At 56.7% G+C, this 19,423-nt stretch carries 18 protein-coding genes; 6 read left to right on the forward strand and 12 right to left on the reverse strand.

Features of this window, described 5'->3' with window-relative positions:
- Positions 1 to 3 precede the first annotated feature (3 nt).
- The 9 genes from ACW55A_RS22495 to ACW55A_RS22535 form a co-directional block, all read right to left on the reverse strand.
- Positions 4 to 1,344, reverse strand: a complete 1,341-nt coding sequence (locus ACW55A_RS22495; protein WP_498811182.1) for a TldD/PmbA family protein — start codon at positions 1,342 to 1,344, stop codon at positions 4 to 6.
- A 20-nt stretch (positions 1,345 to 1,364) separates the two neighbouring features.
- On the reverse strand, positions 1,365 to 2,621 hold the full coding sequence (locus ACW55A_RS22500; RefSeq protein WP_498811183.1) for a thioredoxin family protein: 1,257 nt from the start codon (positions 2,619 to 2,621) through the stop codon (positions 1,365 to 1,367).
- Positions 2,622 to 2,639: 18 nt separating this feature from the next.
- On the reverse strand, positions 2,640 to 4,343 hold the full coding sequence (locus tag ACW55A_RS22505) for an ABC transporter ATP-binding protein/permease (protein WP_498811184.1): 1,704 nt from the start codon (positions 4,341 to 4,343) through the stop codon (positions 2,640 to 2,642).
- 73 nt (positions 4,344 to 4,416) lie between these two features.
- Positions 4,417 to 4,935: a sigma-70 family RNA polymerase sigma factor gene (locus ACW55A_RS22510; protein ID WP_498811185.1), complete on the reverse strand. Its 519-nt coding sequence runs from the start codon at positions 4,933 to 4,935 to the stop codon at positions 4,417 to 4,419.
- A gap of 143 nt (positions 4,936 to 5,078) precedes the next feature.
- Positions 5,079 to 6,044 carry a hypothetical protein gene (locus ACW55A_RS22515; protein WP_498811186.1) on the reverse strand — a complete coding sequence of 322 codons (966 nt, stop codon included), beginning with the start codon at positions 6,042 to 6,044 and terminating at the stop codon, positions 5,079 to 5,081.
- Positions 6,045 to 6,204: 160 nt separating this feature from the next.
- The gene (locus tag ACW55A_RS22520) at positions 6,205 to 6,624 is read right to left on the reverse strand and encodes an ExbD/TolR family protein (protein WP_410930289.1); all 420 of its coding nucleotides are present in this window, start codon (positions 6,622 to 6,624) and stop codon (positions 6,205 to 6,207) included.
- On the reverse strand, positions 6,621 to 7,376 hold the full coding sequence (locus ACW55A_RS22525; protein WP_410930290.1) for a MotA/TolQ/ExbB proton channel family protein: 756 nt from the start codon (positions 7,374 to 7,376) through the stop codon (positions 6,621 to 6,623). The genes ACW55A_RS22520 and ACW55A_RS22525 overlap by 4 nt, the downstream gene beginning before the upstream one ends.
- Positions 7,377 to 7,404: 28 nt before the next feature.
- On the reverse strand, positions 7,405 to 8,256 hold the full coding sequence (locus tag ACW55A_RS22530) for an energy transducer TonB (RefSeq protein ID WP_498811187.1): 852 nt from the start codon (positions 8,254 to 8,256) through the stop codon (positions 7,405 to 7,407).
- A 309-nt stretch (positions 8,257 to 8,565) separates the two neighbouring features.
- Positions 8,566 to 9,933: a carboxylesterase/lipase family protein gene (locus ACW55A_RS22535; protein WP_498811188.1), complete on the reverse strand. Its 1,368-nt coding sequence runs from the start codon at positions 9,931 to 9,933 to the stop codon at positions 8,566 to 8,568.
- Positions 9,934 to 10,137: 204 nt separating this feature from the next.
- Between ACW55A_RS22535 and ACW55A_RS22540 the strand changes: the two genes are divergently transcribed.
- Positions 10,138 to 11,079 carry a hypothetical protein gene (locus ACW55A_RS22540; protein WP_498811189.1) on the forward strand — a complete coding sequence of 314 codons (942 nt, stop codon included), beginning with the start codon at positions 10,138 to 10,140 and terminating at the stop codon, positions 11,077 to 11,079.
- 40 nt (positions 11,080 to 11,119) lie between these two features.
- Here the strand turns inward: ACW55A_RS22540 and ACW55A_RS22545 are convergent, their stop codons facing one another.
- A complete protein-coding gene (locus tag ACW55A_RS22545; protein WP_498811190.1) occupies positions 11,120 to 12,034 on the reverse strand; it encodes a LysR family transcriptional regulator in 915 nt (304 codons plus the stop codon).
- 139 nt (positions 12,035 to 12,173) lie between these two features.
- Between ACW55A_RS22545 and ACW55A_RS22550 the strand changes: the two genes are divergently transcribed.
- From ACW55A_RS22550 to ACW55A_RS22565, 4 genes are all read left to right on the forward strand, one after another.
- Positions 12,174 to 12,764, forward strand: a complete 591-nt coding sequence (locus tag ACW55A_RS22550) for a flavodoxin (protein WP_498811191.1) — start codon at positions 12,174 to 12,176, stop codon at positions 12,762 to 12,764.
- A gap of 73 nt (positions 12,765 to 12,837) precedes the next feature.
- Entirely contained in the window at positions 12,838 to 13,830 is a 993-nt protein-coding gene (locus ACW55A_RS22555; RefSeq protein ID WP_498811192.1) for an aldo/keto reductase, read from the forward strand.
- A gap of 228 nt (positions 13,831 to 14,058) precedes the next feature.
- The gene (locus ACW55A_RS22560; RefSeq protein ID WP_498811193.1) at positions 14,059 to 14,832 is read left to right on the forward strand and encodes an SDR family oxidoreductase; all 774 of its coding nucleotides are present in this window, start codon (positions 14,059 to 14,061) and stop codon (positions 14,830 to 14,832) included.
- 57 nt (positions 14,833 to 14,889) lie between these two features.
- The gene (locus ACW55A_RS22565; RefSeq protein ID WP_499140640.1) at positions 14,890 to 16,023 is read left to right on the forward strand and encodes an aldo/keto reductase; all 1,134 of its coding nucleotides are present in this window, start codon (positions 14,890 to 14,892) and stop codon (positions 16,021 to 16,023) included.
- Positions 16,024 to 16,031: 8 nt separating this feature from the next.
- Here the strand turns inward: ACW55A_RS22565 and ACW55A_RS22570 are convergent, their stop codons facing one another.
- Entirely contained in the window at positions 16,032 to 16,550 is a 519-nt protein-coding gene (locus ACW55A_RS22570; protein ID WP_498811195.1) for a sigma-70 family RNA polymerase sigma factor, read from the reverse strand.
- Between the two features lie 227 nt (positions 16,551 to 16,777).
- Positions 16,778 to 17,272, reverse strand: coding sequence for an alpha/beta hydrolase (locus tag ACW55A_RS22575; protein WP_499140641.1), 495 nt, complete (start codon positions 17,270 to 17,272; stop codon positions 16,778 to 16,780).
- Positions 17,273 to 18,116: 844 nt separating this feature from the next.
- Between ACW55A_RS22575 and ACW55A_RS22580 the strand changes: the two genes are divergently transcribed.
- Complete coding sequence (locus ACW55A_RS22580; protein ID WP_498811196.1) at positions 18,117 to 19,394, forward strand: TnsB C-terminal domain-containing protein; 1,278 nt, start codon at positions 18,117 to 18,119, stop codon at positions 19,392 to 19,394.
- The last annotated feature ends 29 nt before the right edge of the window (positions 19,395 to 19,423 follow it).

A 19,423-nucleotide genomic window follows, 5' to 3' on the forward strand; every position in this document is an offset into this window, starting at 1 on the left:
CACTTAACGCCCGCCTATTTGCATTTGCGAGACGAGTACCGACCCGCTGGTGAAGTTGCCTTGGGTCTGAAGGTCGCTACCCACCGCGGTGATTTGGCTCAACATCTCATTAAGGTTTCCAGCGATGGTGATTCCGGTGACCGGATGCATGATCACGCCGTTTTCTACCCAGAAGCCTTTGGCGGTGCGCGAGTAATTACCGTTGAGCAATTGGGTGCCTTCGCCATTGAGTTGAGTGACCAGCAAACCTGTGTCCAGACGAGCCAGCATCGCGTTGAAGCCGTCTTCAGGGCACGTGTGATGGCTGCTTAGCGCGACGTTGTACGGCCCGCTGGCATTGCCCGTGGACGCTAGGCCCAGGCGGCGGCCTGCATAGGTGGAGAGCAGGTAACCCTGCAAGATGCCATTCTCCACCAGCGCTCGGCTTTGCCCCGATACGCCATCGTCATCGAATGGCGCACTCGCCATGCCGCCCAGGATGTACGGATCTTCAGTCAACGTAAGGTGGTCGGCCATTACCTGGGTGCCAAGGCGGTCGCGTAGATAGCTGCTTTGGGTGAACAGGGCGCGGCCCGTGATACCGTTGATCAGGTCCCCCAACAGCGAAATCGCCATATGAGGGTCGAACAGCACCTGGTAGCGCCCAGTTTGCACTGGGCGATCATTCAAGTAACTCAGCGCTTTGCGTGCCGCTTTGGCACCAACCTCTTCGGGGGATTTCAACAGTTCACTTGCCCGTGCCTGGCTCGACCAGTAACCCAAGTGTCGGCTGGACCCTTCCCCAGCTAAGGCTGCGCCACCCAGGCTATGGCGTGACTGGGCGTAGCCATCGGCGAAGCCGCAGCTGTTGGCCAGAAAGGTGTGCATCTGGAAGGCGCTGACCGTGGCACTATCACTTTCCACGCCTTGGCCAACATCGTTCATGCCAGCCTCGATGCGCGCGGCCAGATGCTGGGCTTGTTCCGATGTCACCTCCCAAGGTGTGTAAATTTGCAGGTCCCGCGGGCTAGAGCACATTGCCGTGGCTTCGGCGAGCCCGGCACAGGGATCTTCAGCCGTGTGCGTGGCGATAGCGCAGGCAGCCTGTGCCATCTCGCTCAAGCTTGTGTCGCTGAAATCCGTGGATTGTGTGCTGCCTTGCCGCTGCCCCCTGTACACCGTGAGGGTGACGCTGTTGTGCGCCTCTTCACGGCGAGCTCGCAATCGGCCTTGGCGCATGTTGACGCTCAGGCCTTGGCCGGTCGAAAGATGTACCTTGGCGTCCGTGGCTCCACCAGTCTTGGCCAATGCGAGCAACTGCTCGGCGACGGCCGCCAGGCGCGCTTGTTCGAATGTAAAAGACATCTGGGTATCCTGTCTGCGTGTCACGCCGGGAGGTAAAGGGGAGCTTTGGCCAGTGCCTGGGCAAGGGCGGCGATGCGTCTAAGATTCGGCGCTTTGGCGTTCTCGCCGTACTGGGCGTGAAACGCTTGTTCCTTGATCAGAAACTCGGCGTTCTCGGCGTTCCACTGTTCGCGATGAGCTTGCAGCTGCTCCTTGCTGAAATTACCCAGTTCGCGCTCGTGGGTCTGGAACCAGTTGCTGCGCAGTGCCGGTGTTGCGCGCTCTACGGCGGTCCAGCCCATCGAGTCCATCAGCAGATGCAGACTGCACCACCCAGCGGCCTGGAATACCGCGCTCCATGCCAGGCCATCGCTGCTGGCAGGCAGCGGCGACACCCGCGTCAGTAGGTTGGCCAACATGCCCTGTAGTTGCCGATGAGGATCGTGCTTGGGGTTCTCCAGTGCAGCGGCGGCTTCACGCAGTTGCTCCCATTGTTGCGCCGCAGGAGCTTGCTGGGTCATCGCTTGTTGGCACAGCGCAAGCCATTGCACACGTAATTCGTCGAGTTGCGGCTCGCCGAGCACATCGGTCCAGCGATGCGCCGGGTCGCTCATCCAGTTTTGCAGGAGCTGCAAAGCCGCATGGTTAAGGTCCGTGTCAATACGCAGGTCATCGAGCAGGGCACTGACTTCCTGTTCGTTGCAGGCGCCGACAAAGTCCAAAGCCGGAGCGAGACTTGCTGGCAGGCCTGAGACGCGTTCGAATACGTCGAGGCTCTCGCTGTGTACCAATGTCGCGGCAAATGTGCCTTTGCCTGCCATCCAGACTGGTGCTCGGGAAGTGCGCACATCACCTTGATCGGCGTGTTGTTTCATGCGCGTCACAAGGAAATCGCGAAGTTGGGCATCACCGTAAAACGCGCCCCAGCGCTGGGCCGTCTGGGTAGGCCGGGCTGCCTTGGCCTCGATCGGCGCGCCGTGTTCACTCAGCCACTGTTTGAGCTTACTCAGGGGTTGAGTGCCGGAAAGGCGTGCCAGCTCGGTTTCGCCCTTGAGAAGGATCATGGTCGGAATGCCGCGCACGGCATACCGTTCACGTACCGCAGGGTACTCGTCGACATCTACCTTGAGCACGATGAGTTCATCGCCGGCTTCTTCCGCCAGTTTTTCCAAGGTGGGTGCCAGGGCACGGCACGGTGCGCACCAAGGTGCCCATAGGTCGAGCAGGATCGGAGCGTCTGCTTTGGCTAGATATTCTTTGAGCGACACGTCGGTAGCTGCAATAGTGGTGTGGGGCATGTAAATCTCCAAGGCAAATCAGGCGTCGGCGCGGCGAGCGAGATCGAGGTGGTGTGGATGGAAGTCTTCAAGAGACTTGCGATGGGCAACGCTGATGATGGCGCTGTCCGGTAGCTGGGTAATCAAGGTTTGGTAAAGGCGCTGTTCGGTCGCTGGGTCCAGAGCGCTGCTAGCCTCGTCTAGGAAAATGAAGTCTGGTTTGTGCAGTAATACCCGCCCGATGGCCAAGCGCTGTTGCTCGCCGCCGGAAAGCACGTGCTGCCAGCGATCATTGGTCGTCAAAGAGTCCGCACGGCTCTCCAGTGCGCAGTCGGTCAATGCCTGGCGACACTGCGCGTCACTGAATTGATCGGGGTCGGACGGGTAGCACAGTGCGGCTTTCAAGGTGCCAGCAGGGATGTAGCTCTTCTGTGGCAAAAACATCGATTGGGCATTTGCGGGCGTTTCGATGCTGCCATTGCCGTAGGGCCATAGGCCGGCGCAGGCGCGCAGCAAGGTACTCTTGCCGCACCCGGACGGGCCGCGCACTAGCCAGCGCTCGCCAGGGGCGACCTGCCAATCGGACAGCTTGGTCAGTGAGTGATGGGTAGGCGATTGCAGCGTGAGCTGCTGACAGCGCAAGGTGGATGATTGTGTCTGCGTAACTGAGATATCAGTGGCTTGCGACTCGGCTTTGTTGAAGGTCCAGTGCAGATCCCTCAAACGGTTTGTCCACGCCATCCACTGCGCGTACTGCTGATAGGCCTGTTGAAAGAACGAAAGGCTGCTGGTGACCATGGCGTAGGCGCCAATCAGCTTGATCATATCGCCGTAGCTAATCTTGCCCTGCAACAGCAGCGGAAGTGCAAGCAGCGTAGGCAGCAGGCTGAACACATGAGAAAAGGTGCTCTGGCCGAACATCACCTTGAAGGTGCGTATCAGGACCTGCAGCGTGTTATCGCGTACCCGGGTAAAGCGCGCCTGCAGTCGACCGCCCTCGCGCGCACCGCCTTTGTAAAAAGCGATCTGCTCCGCGTTTTCACGCAGTTGCATGCCCGTGAAGCGCAGGTCGGCTTCGACCGTTTGTTTATGGTTGTTCAGGCCGATGAGCTGTTTGCCCAACCAGTGGGTTACCGCCAGATGGGCGATGGAGTACAGGTAAGCCGCGAAGACCATGTATCCCGGAATGGCGACGTCGACGCCCATCACCGTGAACTCTAGGGTCCCGGAGAGAGACCAGAGCACGACGGTGTAGGATATGACCCCGGCGACCACAGTAACGAGCTTGATGAAAAGGTTCAGTGAACTGTCAACAAACTCGCGGGTGTCTTCGGCGATGCGTTGGTCCGCGTTGCTGAGAAGGTCGTCGCGCTCAATCTTGTAGTAGGTCAGGCGACTGGTCCAGCGGTCCAGCAGTCCACGGGTCATCCAGGTCCGCCAGCGCAGTTGCAGATAATCTTGGACAATGGTGGAAGTGATGGGCATCAGCACGGTGATCAAGCCATAGCCAAACGTCAGCAGTAGCAATGGCTTGATGTGCGACCAGTCTAGCTTGATCAATGCGTCGGTCGTCTTGCCGTGAACGTCGTTCAAGGCAATGTGCGCGTATATCGTGGTAAAACTGATGGTCAGGATGACGGCCAGGAGCGTCAGTGCCTTCCAGCGATCAGCGCTGCGCCAATAAGGAAGCAACAGCCCGATAATGCTCGGGCGTTCGGCAGCAGGGGAGGGTGTGCGGCTCACTGAAGGTAATCCGTTTCAATGGAATTACCTTATATGTGCAATGAGATCGGGAAAGTGACAGCGCTGCGCGAAATTAATTCGCTTCTGGATTGGCGATATCCCGGCACACCTGCAAGGCCTTGGCCATATATTGGCGGACCATGCTGGCCGATACACCCAGGCGTTCGCCGATTTCAGCGTAAGTCAGGCCCTCCAGCTGGCTTAAATAAAAGGCCTGACTCGCTCGCGGTGACAAACCGTCCAATGCCTGCTCTATGCTGCCTAATTCTTGCAGCAGCATTTGCTTGCGCTCAGGAGAGGCATGGCTGTCTTCGGGGCGCTGCGACAGATAATACAGGTGCGCACGCTCCAATTTTTTCCGACGGCGTACTTCATAGGCAACGCGGCTGGCGATGGTGATCAGCATCGAGCGCGGCTCGCGAACTTCTTCGAGTCGTGGCATGGCAGCCAACTGCGTGAAGGTTTCGCTGGCGACGTCCTCGGCGCTTTCACCGCACCCAAGCCGATAGCGCAGCTTGTGTGTCAACCACTGGTAATCACTACGGAAAACATCGTCCAACAGTTCCGTTGAGCGAAGTGTCTGCTCAATCATGATTATTGATACCCGCGTAGATATATGTGTCTACAATCTCATAAGCAATAAGCGGGCCAAGGGTGAGTGGGAGCCGCGAATAGAAAAGCGGGCATCAGGACTTAGTCAAATCGGACGTTCAGCCGTTATATTTCAATTGTATTTCAATAGGTTGTACGTGGGCTTGCGGATATCTGACCTTCCTCGGGCGGGCAGAGACCGGCCTTAAAATGCCGGCGGACAATGTTACGCAACCGCTCATTAATGGGCGCCAGTGCACTGTTAATGTGCTCGAAAAAATACTCCTCTTTGGCGATATAGTCATGATCCTTGGGCAGGAGGCTCCACTCCTCTTGAGCGACCTTGAGTGTCGCCTCGGTAAACTGACCACCGGGTTCTTGTTTCTGCCGCTCGGTGAACCATTGGAACAGTTCGGTCTCCTTGGCGAAATCAGAAGTGGTCCAGCCGAGGGCGAACTGGGCCACCATAAATTTCGAATGCACGCCGCGCCCTAGCGTGATGCTGCGCCACCGGCCCGCACTGTTAGTAGGGGGGGGAGGGGATAGGGCGATCAGGCTTTCAAGAACAGTGTTCTGCACGGTGCTCATCGCATCCTTGGGTCTTAGCAGCGCGCGCATGCGTTGATTGAGTTCGGTGGCGTCGTTACTGTTTTGACCGGTCAGCCACTTCTCGCAAGCCGCTATCCACTCCAGGCGTAAGTCGTCCACTTGCTTGTCGTTGATCAGTTCAGACCACCGACAAGCCGGATCTGCGAACCAGTCCCGCATGACTTGCGCGGCTATGTTATGGGTGGCGGTGCCTGCGGGCAGTGCGTCCGCAATGAAGTCGATGTCGTTTGAACTTGTGAGCTGAAGCATCTCCAGCAACATAGCCAGGGAATAAGGCAAGCCGGTCATCCGCTCGAATATTTCCGGGTCGGTGCTGTGAACCATCGCCGAGCTAATCGTGCCCTTGCCGCCGCTCCATGTCGGTTGTCGGGATACAAGAAGCTGTCCGGCTTTAGCATGCCAGCGAAGACGATTGAAATAGAACTGCGCAAGTTGCGGATCGCCGTAGAAGGCTGTCCATTGGAGAGAGGAATTGCTAGTGCAGGAAGATGCTTCGGCCATGTAGGCTCCGTCTCGCGCTGACCGTTTCGTCTTTTGCGTCTAACAGCGTTGATGGGCTATGGGGTGAAGCTTACCATATTGTTCTTGGTGGGCAGTGCGCAGGCCTTGGTTCTCGCACCAGCCAAAGGGAAGTCATTTCCCCTTGGCGAGGTACGACTGCCTAGGGCGAGGTAGCCTGGGTAACGAAGTCGATCTTGGACAGCCCACCGCCTTGTGCGGTTGCGAGCAGGTGAGCAACGCGGTCGTAGCGTACTTCCTTGTCGGCATACACGCGCAGGGTCGGGGCCGGGACCAATACGGCGCTCTCGGCAACTTTCTGCTGAAGTTGCTGATCGTCCAGCGGCTCCTTGTTCCACAGAATGGTTCCGTCGGCAGTAATCGAGATATCGACTGCTACGTCCTGCTGCACCGAGCTCTGGGTATCGCCGCGGGGAAGATCGACCTTCACCGCGTGAGTGATGACAGGCAGGGTAATGATGAAGATGATCAGCAGTACCAGCATCACATCGATCAGCGGCGTCATGTTTATATCGGTGACGAGATCATCGTCACCTTCGAAAGAGGATCCGGACATGCTCATGATTTGACGGCGCCCCGGATCGCATTTGGTGCTAACGAAAGATCAGCGGGCTTGCCGCTAAAAGGAGCGGCGGCGGTCAAGTTGACGCGGGCGCCGGTCAGGAAGAAGGCGTGCAGGTCGTGTGCGAAGCGGCTCAATTGGTGGATGACCGCCTTGTTGCGACGCGCCAGGGCGTTGTAACCCAGCACCGCCGGAATGGCCACGAACAGTCCGAACGCGGTCATGATCAACGACTCGCCAACCGGCCCGGCAACTTGTGCAAGCGAGGCATCCCCGCTCGCGCCGATCACTGCCAGGGCGTGGTAGATACCCCAGACGGTACCGAACAAACCAACGAACGGCGAAGTACTGCCGATTGAGGCGAGAATCGCGAGGCCGGACTGCATTTTGGCGACCCGGTCGTCCAGGACGTCCTTGAGGCAGCGAGTAAGCCAGTCGCTCAAATCGAAGCGCGTGTGTAGCTCGGAGCTGCGTTCATATTGGTGCGCATCGGCGGCGTGACCGGCAATCGACAGCTCCACGAAAGGGTTGTTGTGCGCAGGGCCCAGTGCCTCGACACCTTTCTGGAAATTACTGGCATGCCAAAACTGGGTCCGGGCTCGGTGCATCATGCCGCGCACGCGCAGCAGTTGAAGGGACTTGACCACAAGCACGCTCCATGACATCACCGACATGATCATCAAGATGATTGCGATTGACCGCGATACGGCGTCGGCCTGAGCCCATGCCCCACTGATTCCAAATTCCTGCATTTTCGAGTACCTCTAAAGTCAATGAGTTCTAGCGAGTAAGACGGAAGCTGATGGGTTGTACGGCGCGAACCGCGACTGGCCGACCAGCCTCGATGTATGGCGTACACGAGGCGCCCAGCACGGCTTGACGCGCTGAAGCATCAAGATCGGCGTTTCCGGAGCTGCGAGCGATATTGGCCTGCTCGATTTTCCCCTGTGCGCTAACGACCAGGCTGATCAGCGTTTCTCCCTCGATCCGCAAGCGCTTGGCTTTGCGCGGATATTCCGGAGCTGGAACGCGGCAACCCACGCTTGCTACGTCTTTGGGGCCGGCAGCGGGAGGCTGCAGATTTTTTTCCGGCGACGGCGACGGCGCTGGCTGCGCACTGGGTGCTTGAGGTGCAGCGTCGACAGGGTCGTCCTTCGCTACTTCAGCCGGAGGGTGGGGCGGTGCCGGCTTCTGCGGCTTTACCGGCTTGGGCACAGGCTTGGTCACTTTGGGTACCACTGGCTTGGGCTTAGGCTTGGGCGGCTCCGGTGCAAGTTTGGGCGCAGGCGGCGGGGGCGGGGCGATGGTTCGCTCCGCATTCTCGCTGGTCATGACCGGAGGTTCTGGCGGTGGCGGTGGCTGAACTTCCACCGGCTCCGGCTCGGGAGTCGGTGGAGGCAGCATGGTCACTCGCACGCTGGCCGGAGCCGCTGGAGCACTCATCAGGCTGATCTTCTTCGGGGGTGGCGCCATCAGCAACGCGCCTACCAGCAAGGCGTGGAGAAGAAGCACCGCCCCTGCAGCCAGCACCCACGAGAAGCGCTTTCCTTGCGGCGGAGCCTCGTAGGTGGATTCAGCGGTCCAGGTGGAGCGAAGTGAATGATTGCCTAAACGGACTTTCAGGCTCGTCATCTTGGATTCTCGTTCAGTGGCCGACCTCACAGGGTCTCTCACTTGTTTATGTGCAACGAAAATCCGAAAGTGACAGTGGTGCGGGAAATTTTTTCGGCGGCTGGTTACAGTAAGGGTGGCCTGGGTCGGGAAGCCCTCTGCGCCCATTCGCTGTTTTTATCACCGGTTATTCTGCTGCAACCGGCTGCCAGGTTGTCCAAGCCAGGCGTTCGCCTGCATCTGGATCGGACTTTATTCGCAGCTCTTCGTCGAGTATCGCAACTTGCCGGGCGCCGAGTTCATAGACGGGCCATATCGTCTTGGCATCGCTCAGAATCGGGCAGTGATAAAATCAATCCACAGTGAATGCATGATTCCACTCATTCGCTGTGCGGCTGGTTCGATCGGGCCTATGGCTTCGGCGGTCGGCAGCTGTACGTTGCCGAACACCAATGGCAGCTCCGATGTGTGTACGCATAATCCCCGGAAAGCACCGTGCTCGGGGGGCAGGTCGAAGCGGTACACATAGGCCGGTCGCCCTATCATGGCTCGCGCCTCGGCGATGCGCAAAGTCGGGACGCCATAGGACTCTGCGGTCAAAGCCTTGAACCTTAACGCTTCGGCCTTGAGGTGGGGGAACATTTCAGGGTATCGGATCAAGATCTGGTCGAACTCAGACAGAGACATGTTGGCAAGCTCCTGTTGCATGACTCCACCGTCACCATTGGCGGACGCGCCATAGAAGCCGGCCTCGTCTTTGTTCCATCCCAACAGCAACGGAATGTCTCTGCCAGCTCCATTGGCAATGGACGCAAGCGGTGCCTGTTCGAGAACGACGCCGTCGACGACCGCACGAAAGGGGGATTTTGCGGGATAGCTATCGACTAACGACGCTTGAACTGCCAGCAACTGTTCTGGGGTAGCCTCCAACAACGCATCTGCACTGTCAGATTCCCCACCTAGGTGAATTCGGACCCGCTGCGCCAGGTCTTCCGCCATCAGCTGATCGGCATAGGTCTGACCCCCTCCGCTTTGACAGATCGCTCGGTGAAAAAGGCCTTGGGCCCCCGGTGCAGTAAGCAGGCTGATCACGTTTTTGCCACCAGCGCTTTCGCCTCCGATGGTAACCCTGTGCGGGTCGCCGCCCACGGCCGCAATATTGTGCTTTACCCATTCAAGTGCAGCGATCTGATCGCGTAAGCCATTGTTGCCGCTGCCACGATATTCTTCACCCAAGAGCCCGCTAACATCGACGAAGCCCAGGATGCCAAGGCGGTAGGCGATCGAAACAAAAACCACGCCGCGCCGCGCGAATGATGTGCCGTCGAAAACCGGCTGGGCAGTGGTGCCTGCCATATTGGCTCCACCGTGTATCCAGACGTAAACCGGATGTGGCCCGGGCGCAATGGGCGCCCAGACATTCAGGTAGAGGCAGTCCTCGCTGTAACCAGGATCATCGGGCACAAGGGTAGGAGGCCTAGGCGACTGGATGGCTGCGCGCGCGAAGCTGTTTGCTTCCCGTATACCTGTCCAGTCGGCTAATGCTTGTGGCGCCTTGAAGCGAAAGTCACCTATGGGTGGCTCGGCGAAGGGAACGCCGAGAAATCGCTGGACGTCCCCAAGTCGTTGTCCCCTTAGCATGCCGCACGGTAGTTGTAGTGTGACGGGGTTGAAGGTCGAGAGCTGTTCTGTGGCCATAAATGTCCTGAGCTGATTGCCTTGCATCTACTCCCGACAAGTTTATCCAGTTACTCACTTCACGGCGCGCGCAAGCCTTCCCCGTTGTGCATAACTGCTGTGCGGGCGGGGTACTTAATGCATGTTCAGGTCCACGCTTATAGTGGCATCACTTCACGCAGCGGCTCCTCGCCACTGCCTTCAGCCACGATTGAGGTGATAATAATGAACAGCACATTCAAGCCCCAAGATGCCGATGCCGCGATGCTTCATCAGCGAGATGCCGAGTACTTCGAATACAGCAAGGCCGCTAACCCTATCAGTGCGAACCTGATTTCGCGGGTCCCGTACCAGACTTTTCCGGCCTCGCTTTACGACTCTGGCGCAAGCCGAGTGTTACCTCTTGATCTCAGCGAAGCAATGGGCTGCGCCGGGCCCGCTACTGGCCCGGGTCTGTGCGCCAACTTCATCCGCCTGAATGCCGGCGATTCGTTGAGCTTGCAACCCAACGCAACGTCCCAAGTGTTTTATGTGATCGGTGGCCAAGGTAGCGTTGCCCAAGGTGGGCAGACCATCGAATGGTCGAAGGGCGATTTCATGGCATTGCCATGTATGGCAGAAGCACAGTTTTCGGCGACCAGTGACGCTCGTTTGTACTACGTTCACGACGAACCCATGCTGCGCTATCTCGGCGTAGGGTGCACAAGCGACCGCTTCGCTGCCACGTTGTATCCTAGCTCCGTGGCCAATGCCAAGCTGCAGGAAGCCGCGAACGATCCTCGGGCACAAGATCGCAGCCGTATCAGCATCCTGCTCGGCAATCGCAACTTCCCGCAGACTCGGACTGTGACCCACGTGCTCTGGGCTATGTACGGCATCTTGCCGGCCGGTTCGGTCCAAAAGCCTCATCGTCATCAGTCGATCGCGCTGGATTTCATCGTCGATTGTCCGCAGGGCTGTTATTCGCTGGTGGGTACGGAGCTGGATGCTGACGGCAAGATCCGCAATCCGGTAAGGGTGGACTGGGAGCCAGGCCTGGCTTTCGTCACTCCACCGGGCTACTGGCACGCCCATTTCAATGAATCTGGCAAAGGGGCCTACCTGATTCCTATCCAGGATGCTGGGCTGCAGACACATCTGCGCTCGCTTGACATCCGGTTCAGCTAATCGCTGAGAAGCCACCCTCGTCGGCAGCGGCAAGGATGGCTTACTGAGTCCAGTAGGGCTTGACACCGAAACGCTCGATCATGAAGTCAATAAAACTTCGTACCTTGGTGGACACGATGCGCTTGGGTGGATAGATGAACGAGATCGAAGACGCATGAGCGCTAGGCTGCAGCTGTATCTGCCATGGCTCCAGCCACTGAATCAATGTCCCGCATGCCAGACCTTCAGCCACCAGCCAATCAGGCAGCACTCCATACCCCAGCCCATGATGGACCGCTAGCAATTGAGCCTCCAGATCGTTGATCTTGATGGTTTTGCTGGGCACCACCGGATGCGTTTGCTGCTCCAGAGTAAATGTAGCGCTGGCAAGGCCACTGACACCTACGACGGCAGGCAAGGTTTCGAGCTCGGTCGGTACATCCGGCTTTGAATGTGTGTCTGCGAACCCAGCACTGACCACCACTAGATGAGTTTCAAACGCAATGCGTCGAGCCTTGAGCGTCGAGTCCGCCAGATGACCCACTCGAATGGCGAGATCGGTTCCCGAATGGATAAGATCGACCTGGGAGTCATCTAGCGTCAAATCCAGTTCGATATCGCTAAAGCGCTCCTGGAATGCTCCCAGTGCCGGCAAGATGTGGTGCCGGGCGAAGGCCGGCGGCAGGTTGAGTCGCAGGACGCCACGAGGGTGCTGATTCAAGGCGCCGGCGGCGGCTTTCGCTTGCGCAAGCTCTTCCAACGCCCGACGTGCGTGCAGGAGAAATATCCGCCCGCCTTCAGTCAGGTGCAGCATGCGAGTTGATCGGTTGAACAGTGCAATACCTAGCTCGCTTTCAAGGTCTTTAATATACCTGGAGACTGTCGACGCCTTGATACCGAGACGCTCGGCTGCGCGTGAGAAATTATTCCCGTTTGCGGCTTCAACGAACGCGTTTAATGCTGCGAAATAGTCCAAAGGCGAGCCTGCGGTATGGTATGGCTATCAATTCATGAATCGGTCTCATAGAACCTAGCGTGGTGGGAGGGCTAGTTTCAACGGGTAGGTGCCGTTAAATTGCTCCTGTCCACGTTGAAGGTTCTGGAGCGAGGAACAGATGACCGCACCCAATGACCCCATGCGCCGCAAGGTAGTGGCGGCCTTGGCAAGCTTGCCACTGATAGGGTCGGCGCAACCAGCCCAGAGTGAGGAGGTCAGCCTTGGCGGCTCAAAAGTACTCGTCGCCTATTTCTCTCGCTCGGGCAATACCAAGGTCGTCGCAGGGCTATTACAGCGCGCTCAGCAGGGCGACCTATTTGAAATAAGGCCTGCCAATGCTTATCCTGAAGACTACCTGCAGACATTAGAGCAGGGCCGTCAAGAGCGTGACAGCGGCTTCGAGCCTGCCCTGGCAGCCCATGTATCTGATATGTCGAACTTCGACGTTCTCTTCCTGGGTTTTCCAATCTGGGGTGAAACGGCGCCTCCTGTCATTCGGTCTTTTCTGTCTACCCATGATCTTGCAGGCAAGGTGATCGTGCCATTCATTACACACGGCGGCTATGGGCCCGGCAGCAGCTATCAGGTGCTCGCACGTCATGCTCCTAAGGCCGTCCTACGCCAAGGCTTTGACATGCAGGCCGATCAAGAGCGCAAGACGATGGAACAGGTCAACGACTGGTTTAGCAGCCTGAACCAATCCAGTTGAAAACGGGTGTAGTGCCGTAGTTCCAGCACCCCCGATCGAAACTTCATAGATACTTTGACCCAAGGAGCCACTCATGAAAACCCGCACGCTCGGCAATGGCCTGGAAGTCTCCGCCATAGGCCTTGGCTGTATGAGCATGACGGCTGTCTACGGCCCGCCAGCCAATAGCAAAGACATGATCGAGTTGATCCGCACCGCTCACCAGCAAGGCGTCACGCTGTTCGACACAGCAGAGGCCTACGGCCCCCTTACCAACGAACAACTCGTAGGGGAGGCGCTCGCGCCGATCCGTGACCAGGTCGTCATCGCGACGAAGTTCGGCTTCGATATCGACCCGAAGACCGGTGCGCGCGGTGCGGGTACAAATAGTCGGCCGGAGCACATCAAAGCTGCGGTGGAAGCCTGCCTCAAACGTCTGGGCACCGATCGCATCGATCTGCTGTACCAACATCGAGTCGACCCACAGGTGCCTATCGAAGATGTTGCGGGTGCAGTGAAAGAGCTTATTGGTCAGGGCAAGGTCATGCACTTCGGGCTCTCGGAAGCGGGGGTCGAGACCATTCGCCGTGCACACGCGGTTCAGCCGCTCACTGCCGTGCAAAGCGAATATTCATTGTTTTGGCGAGAACCCGAGCTGGAACTGTTGCCACTGCTTGAGGAGCTTGCGATTGGTTTCGTGCCGTTTAGCCCATTGGGCGCGGGGTTCCTGACGGGCCAGATCGACGAGCACACAGTATTTGAGCCCACGGATTTTCGCAGCCATGTACCGCGGTTTTCCGTCGAGGCGCGTAAAGCCAATATGGCGCTGGTCAAGCTCGTTCGTGAGTTGGCCGAACGCAAGGGCGCCACGCCGGCCCAGGTGGCGCTTGGCTGGCTTCTGTCAAAGAAGCCCTGGATTGTACCTATTCCGGGCACAACCAAACGCTCTCGCCTGGAAGAAAATCTGGGCGCGGTGGACGTGCAGTGGACGGAAGAAGAACTGGCGGCAATCGATGGTGCTGTGTCGAAGATTCAGATTCTCGGCGACCGCTTGCCCGAGGCGGCCATGAAAATGGTGGGGCGTTGAACGGATCGTCGTGGCGACTGTTTCGCCCTGTTTTCATATCGTGCTTAGCCTTATGGATGGAGCACACGCTGGATGCCTAGTACATCGATCGCCAGGTCTGCCAATGTGCGTTCATTACCTGTTGCTCTCATGACCGTGCTGATGACCGCCGGCTCCATGCTGCCAGGTATTGGCAATGCTGCGGCTGAGGCGCAGGAACCTTCACGCCGATCCGAACGAGGTACAACCATGAGTACCGATAAACCCGTCGTGCTGGTCGTGGGGGCGAGCGGCAGCATCGGTCAACCTACGGTTGCCGAGTCGTTGCGCCGGGGCTATCAGACCCGTGCACTGGTTCGCGATCCCTCCCAGGCCAAGCTGTTCGATCAGGGCGTGGAAGTTGTGGTGGGTGATCTGACTCGCGCCGAAACCCTCGACAAAGCAGTCGCAGGAGTGACCGGGGTTATCTTCACCCATGGCATCAGTGGCAACAATGCGAAGGGCGCCGAAGCCGTGAATTACGGTGCAGTGCGTAACGTGCTCAGTGCACTGAAAGCGCCCGCTCGGGTTGCATTGATGACCACTGTTGGCGTCACCAAGCTGTCGGTGGGACATGACTGGAAACGCCGGGGCGAGCGCCTGGTGCGCGCTAGCGGTCTGCCTTACACCATCGTGCGCCCAGGCTGGTTCGACTATAACGCCGCCGACCAGCACCAGTTGGTGATGCGCCAAGGCGATACCCATTGGGCGGGATCGCCCGCCGACGGCGTGATCTCCCGGCAACAGATTGCGCAGGTGCTGGTCGCTTCGCTGACCTCGCCGGCGGCAACTGACAAGACGTTCGAGTTGGTCGCCAACCGTGGTCCGGCGCAGACCGATCTGGACCCATTGTTCTCGGCGCTGCCGGCAGATCCTGCTGGCAGTACAGATGCCATCGGCGACCGTGACAACCTTGCGCCCGAGCAGGTGCCTGACTCGGTCAAACGCGACCTCGAGGCACTCAAAGGCAAATTTTCTCGGTAGTGAATCCTGCATCACTCCCTCGGGCAAAAGCTAAGGAAAATACAAATGGCTTCAAGCGTGGAAATCAGTCGTCGTCTATTGCTGGGCGCGATGGGAAGTGCGGCAATGGCGCCTGTGTTGGCAAGTGCCGGCACGACACTTGGCGCCGCATCGATAGATGCGCACCGTGCGCCATCATCCAGTACCGGCAGACGAAAGCTTGGCGCTCTCGAGGTATCGAGCATCGGGTTGGGCGTGCAGAACATGAGCCGCACCTACCAAACCACTATCCCCAGCCGCCCCGAGATGATCAATATCATTCGTACGGCACATGAGCACGACGTGACGTTCTTCGATGCTGCCGAAGCCTATGGGCCACTTGAAGTGGAGCGCATCCTGGGAGAAGGGCTGGCGCCGATTCGCAACAAGTGCGTCATCGCTACCAAGTTCGGTTGGAACATCGACCCAGTCACCGGAGAGCGTCGGCCAGGGTTGAACAGTCGGCCAGCGCACATCAAAACGGCCGTTGAAGCGATGCTGAAACGGCTGCGTACTGATCGGATTGACCTGCTTTATCAGCACCGAGTCGATCCGCAGGTTCCAATCGAAGATGTCGCAGGCGCTATCAAGGAACTGATTGCCCAAGGAAAGGTGCTGCATTGGGGGCTTTGCGAGATGGGGCTCAATACGCTACGGCGAGCGCATGCAGAGCTGCCGGTCACTGCCGTTCAGAGCGAGTACTCAATGCTCTGGCGTGGATCTGAGCAACGCGTGCTGTCGGCGTGTCAGGAGCTCGGCATTGGGTTCGTACCGTGGAGCCCGCTGGGTGTAGGGTTTCTGACAGGGGCGATTGATGGCAAGACGCGCTTTGCCGACGGCGACATCCGCAAGGTCGAGGGGCGTTTCTTTCCCGAAAACGTGCCACATAATCTGGCCTTGGTAGATTTGCTGAATGCCTGGGCACAACACAAGCAGGCGACGCCGGCGCAGATTGCGCTGGCATGGTTGCTGGCGCAAAAGCCCTGGATCGTACCGATTCCGGGAACCACTCAGATGGCCCATATGCTGGAAAATATCGGCGCGGCAGGAGTCCGGTTTACCCCCGCGGAGGTCGCCGAACTGAATCGGTCGGTGCAGGTGATCGAGATCAAGGGAGCACGCTTGCCTGATGCCGTGCTGGCATTTTCCGATGTGGAGGCTCCGGCCAAATGACAAGGGTTTTAACCAATGCTCGTGAGCTTCGCGCAGTTGCACTTCGCCAGAGCCGTGGCAACGTATTGGCGAACCATACTCGCGGAGACTCCTAACCGCTGACCAATCTCGCCGTACGTGAGCCCTTCCAATTGTTTGTAGTAAAAAGCCTGTCTGGCTTTCTCTGACAGTTCCTGCAGGGATTGGTCGATTGCGTCCAGCTCGGCGAGCACAAGATGTTTTCGCTCTGGAGAAACATGGTGGTGGCTGGGGCGATGAGTGAGAGTCGCCAGATGGGAACGCTCAAGCCGTTTTCGTCGCCTTACTTCGTAGACGACGCGGCTGGCGATCCTCATGAGCATCGCCCGAGATTCACGCACCTCCTCCAGTCGAGGCAGTGCCGCCAGTTGGGTGAAAGCTTCGCATGCCAAGTCTTCAGCGTTCTCACCGCAGCCGAGGCGCGAGCGCAGCTTATGGGTGAGCCACTGATAGTCGTTGCGAAAGACATCAGCCAGTAATTCAGACGATGCCAAGCTTTGCCCTGTCATCTAATTGCTCCTGCGCGCAACTCACAATCCATGGCGAGGGGAAGACGAAGGCAGCCATTGCTTTGGTCTATCTCTTGCACCGGTCAGCCCGTAAGTGGGTGGGCTGAACGGTATCAAGTGGTCCGGCTGGTGACCAATATCGTTTGGTTAGGCACTTATATCTGACTGCAGGCCGAGCGCGGTTTGAAGGCATCTGCCTGGCACGCACGGCTCATCAGATCCAGGCTTTACAGCGTACGGCCAAAAAACGCATCCAGTTTGGCGGTCGCTGCTGCCACGTACTTTGGAACCCAATAGGTTTCAATGTGCGTTGCACCCTCTAGCTCGAATAGCTCCTTGTCCTTCGCGCCCGTTGCCTTGGCAAACGCATCTTCAGTCATGTAGAGGCTGTCAGCTTTGGTCCCCGCGATCATGAGCAGCGGCTGCTGGATCAGATCGATCTGATTGGCTGCGTCAAAACGCATCAAGTCGATCAGGCTGCTGGTGGTGTACTTGAAGGTGGAGTTGGGATGGGCATGGGTTTTCCAGTAGTACTCATAACCTTGGCGATACAGATCGAAGGGCAACTTGGCGATTTGCTCATCGCTGAGATTGGCATCACCCGAGTAAATCACTGCCCCGCCCGCAGCCTCCTGAGCTCTTGCAGCCGACGCTTGTTGCATGCGCTGTTGAATGGAGTCCAGTTGGGAATCGACATAGCCATTGCTGTACGCGTTACCCATAGATGCTGTTAATAAAACGGCAAATTTTTCAACTGGTTACTGGCAGAGTGAGCGATAAATGATAGAAAGTTTTCAAGTCGAGACGATTTTATCATTTATGCATAGCAAAAATCTGTAAAGCGCTGTTATTGATATTCCTATCGTCTCGAATCCTTGAGTGACGAGTCAAAAATTCGCAGCGCGCGACATAAATTTTTTAAGAAAGCCATGCCGTCTTTTTTGGTGAGCTTTTGCGCCTTTTCTTCGTGTTAAGCGTGGATTAGCCCATCCCATCAGATGTTTCGATCCATCAATATGTTTGACAGCGCGAACAACGTAGTCAGCGGAGCCGTGCTTTAGATCTTGATCACCCGAAATGAATGCTAAGCCTTGTTTCCAGCAGGTAAGTTTCCGCCATCAGCCTTAGCGCAGAACGTCTGGATCAACAGCGGCAAGCGACTCCACGGCATCACCTGACCCAGCACAGAGAGGGATCGTTCGCAGTGGGTCTGCTCACGCTTGACCGCATATTCGAAGTAGGAAGCTCATTTGGATCATGTCTAGCTCAGATCAGGCGATAAGCGGGTACTCCAGCATATCTGAGGACCTACTTGGAGTTTTCTAAGTCCGCCCGCACGATGCAGGGGCACGTTGCAAAGACTATGAAAAACCATTGTTCGACCTGTGGCGTGTAACGGATACACGAAGTATAAAATATTTTCGAATTAATAAAATCATAAAAATTATTTGAAATTCAATGAGTTGTGCAGTTTTTCTCAGTGATCTGATGCACGCTGATCAAAATAATGCGTCGGGCCTCGTATTTTTTGGCTATACAGGACTTTATCGGTTGAGGAGGTCGATTATGCATGTTCAGCTCGAGAGAGGTTTGCAGGTTGTTGCACGGGGAAAACTCTCATTAATATTAAGAGCTGTGGACGAAACGTCCGTGGAAGTAATTGTAATTTCAACAAGAGAAAAGCTGATCGTTGGTTTGGATGAAGTAGAATTCATCGCGAAAAGTGAAAAGAATGATGCAGCTCCAGATATTCTTCTCATGATAACGCTCGATGCGCAAGCTACTGAACAGGAGCGAAATCAGGCAGTTAAGCGCTTCGCTGTGATAACAAAACTGGTCCAAGGCAAAATTACTGTCGAGCAGGCGGCAGGGGAACTCAGTGTTGCACCTGCGCATATCTATAAGCTAAGGAGCAAATATGATGAGGGTTTGGGCTATTGTTCCTTGATTGTGCAGCGCCGTGGTAATAAAAAAGGTTCAAGACATTTAGTTGACAACATCGAAGTAGCAATAAGCGAGGCTATAACAAAATTTAAGCGCAAGGAAGGAGTCTCGTTTGCGCAAGTCTGGCGTGAAGTGCAATCAAATTGCGATCTACTCAGGCTGAAATGCCCGGCGCGCAAAACGGTCCAGGCTCGAATAGAGGCTTCTCTTTCAACGAAACAAATTACTCGTATGAAATCGGGGCGAGATATCGCATCCCAAACGCATGATGGTCGCCCTGGCAAGTACAATGCCAAAAGGCCCTTAGAGTTGGTGCAGTCGGATCATACATTAGTAGATGTGGAAGTACTTTCAGACGATCGTAAAGAGGTGATTGGACGTCCTTGGTTAACATTATTTATCGATGTATATAGTCGTGTGATACTTGGCTACTACCTCAGCCTTCATGCGCCCAGCTCTTTATCGGTTGCATGTGCCTTGACACATTCAGTGATGCGAAAAGAAGATTTTTTTCGTAGGTTAGGTTTGTCAGAGTACAGCTACCCGATATTCGGACCGCCCGAAATGGTGTACATGGATAATGCAAAGGAGTATTGCAGCCCAAAATACCTCAGGGCACTGGAGCGTTCACACATTACCTACGGTCATCGTCCGCTAGGAAAGAAGCATTATGGAGGCCATGTCGAACGGCTGATTGGAACAATGATGAACAAGGTTCATTTATTGAGTGGGAGCGCAATGTCTAACACTGTTGCGCGCAAACGACTGGCAAAGTCAAAAAAACCCACCCAAACATTTACAGAGTTTTCCAAATGGTTCGCTTTGCAGGTGATAGAGTATCATTCGACTGTACACAGCGAAATAGCGAAGTCTCCACTGCAAGCCTGGAATGAATATTAAAATCCCCATAGTATAACCCCATACCCACC

This window comes from Plantibacter cousiniae (nom. nud.) (assembly GCF_977070315.1).

Excerpts from the sequence above, each read along its gene's own strand:
- ACW55A_RS22550 (WP_498811191.1), top strand. The coding sequence starts at position 12,174 with ATGACCGCACCCAATGACCCCATGCGCCGCAAGGTAGTGGCGGCCTTG.
- ACW55A_RS22495 (WP_498811182.1), bottom strand. The coding sequence starts at position 1,344 with ATGTCTTTTACATTCGAACAAGCGCGCCTGGCGGCCGTCGCCGAGCAG.
- ACW55A_RS22540 (WP_498811189.1), top strand. The coding sequence starts at position 10,138 with ATGAACAGCACATTCAAGCCCCAAGATGCCGATGCCGCGATGCTTCAT.
- ACW55A_RS22580 (WP_498811196.1), top strand. The coding sequence starts at position 18,117 with ATGCATGTTCAGCTCGAGAGAGGTTTGCAGGTTGTTGCACGGGGAAAA.
- ACW55A_RS22555 (WP_498811192.1), top strand. The coding sequence starts at position 12,838 with ATGAAAACCCGCACGCTCGGCAATGGCCTGGAAGTCTCCGCCATAGGC.
- ACW55A_RS22525 (WP_410930290.1), bottom strand. The coding sequence starts at position 7,376 with ATGCAGGAATTTGGAATCAGTGGGGCATGGGCTCAGGCCGACGCCGTA.
- ACW55A_RS22535 (WP_498811188.1), bottom strand. The coding sequence starts at position 9,933 with ATGGCCACAGAACAGCTCTCGACCTTCAACCCCGTCACACTACAACTA.
- ACW55A_RS22575 (WP_499140641.1), bottom strand. The coding sequence starts at position 17,272 with ATGGGTAACGCGTACAGCAATGGCTATGTCGATTCCCAACTGGACTCC.
- ACW55A_RS22520 (WP_410930289.1), bottom strand. The coding sequence starts at position 6,624 with ATGAGCATGTCCGGATCCTCTTTCGAAGGTGACGATGATCTCGTCACC.
- ACW55A_RS22530 (WP_498811187.1), bottom strand. The coding sequence starts at position 8,256 with ATGACGAGCCTGAAAGTCCGTTTAGGCAATCATTCACTTCGCTCCACC.
- ACW55A_RS22510 (WP_498811185.1), bottom strand. The coding sequence starts at position 4,935 with ATGATTGAGCAGACACTTCGCTCAACGGAACTGTTGGACGATGTTTTC.
- ACW55A_RS22560 (WP_498811193.1), top strand. The coding sequence starts at position 14,059 with ATGAGTACCGATAAACCCGTCGTGCTGGTCGTGGGGGCGAGCGGCAGC.
- ACW55A_RS22500 (WP_498811183.1), bottom strand. The coding sequence starts at position 2,621 with ATGCCCCACACCACTATTGCAGCTACCGACGTGTCGCTCAAAGAATAT.
- ACW55A_RS22515 (WP_498811186.1), bottom strand. The coding sequence starts at position 6,044 with ATGGCCGAAGCATCTTCCTGCACTAGCAATTCCTCTCTCCAATGGACA.
- ACW55A_RS22570 (WP_498811195.1), bottom strand. The coding sequence starts at position 16,550 with ATGACAGGGCAAAGCTTGGCATCGTCTGAATTACTGGCTGATGTCTTT.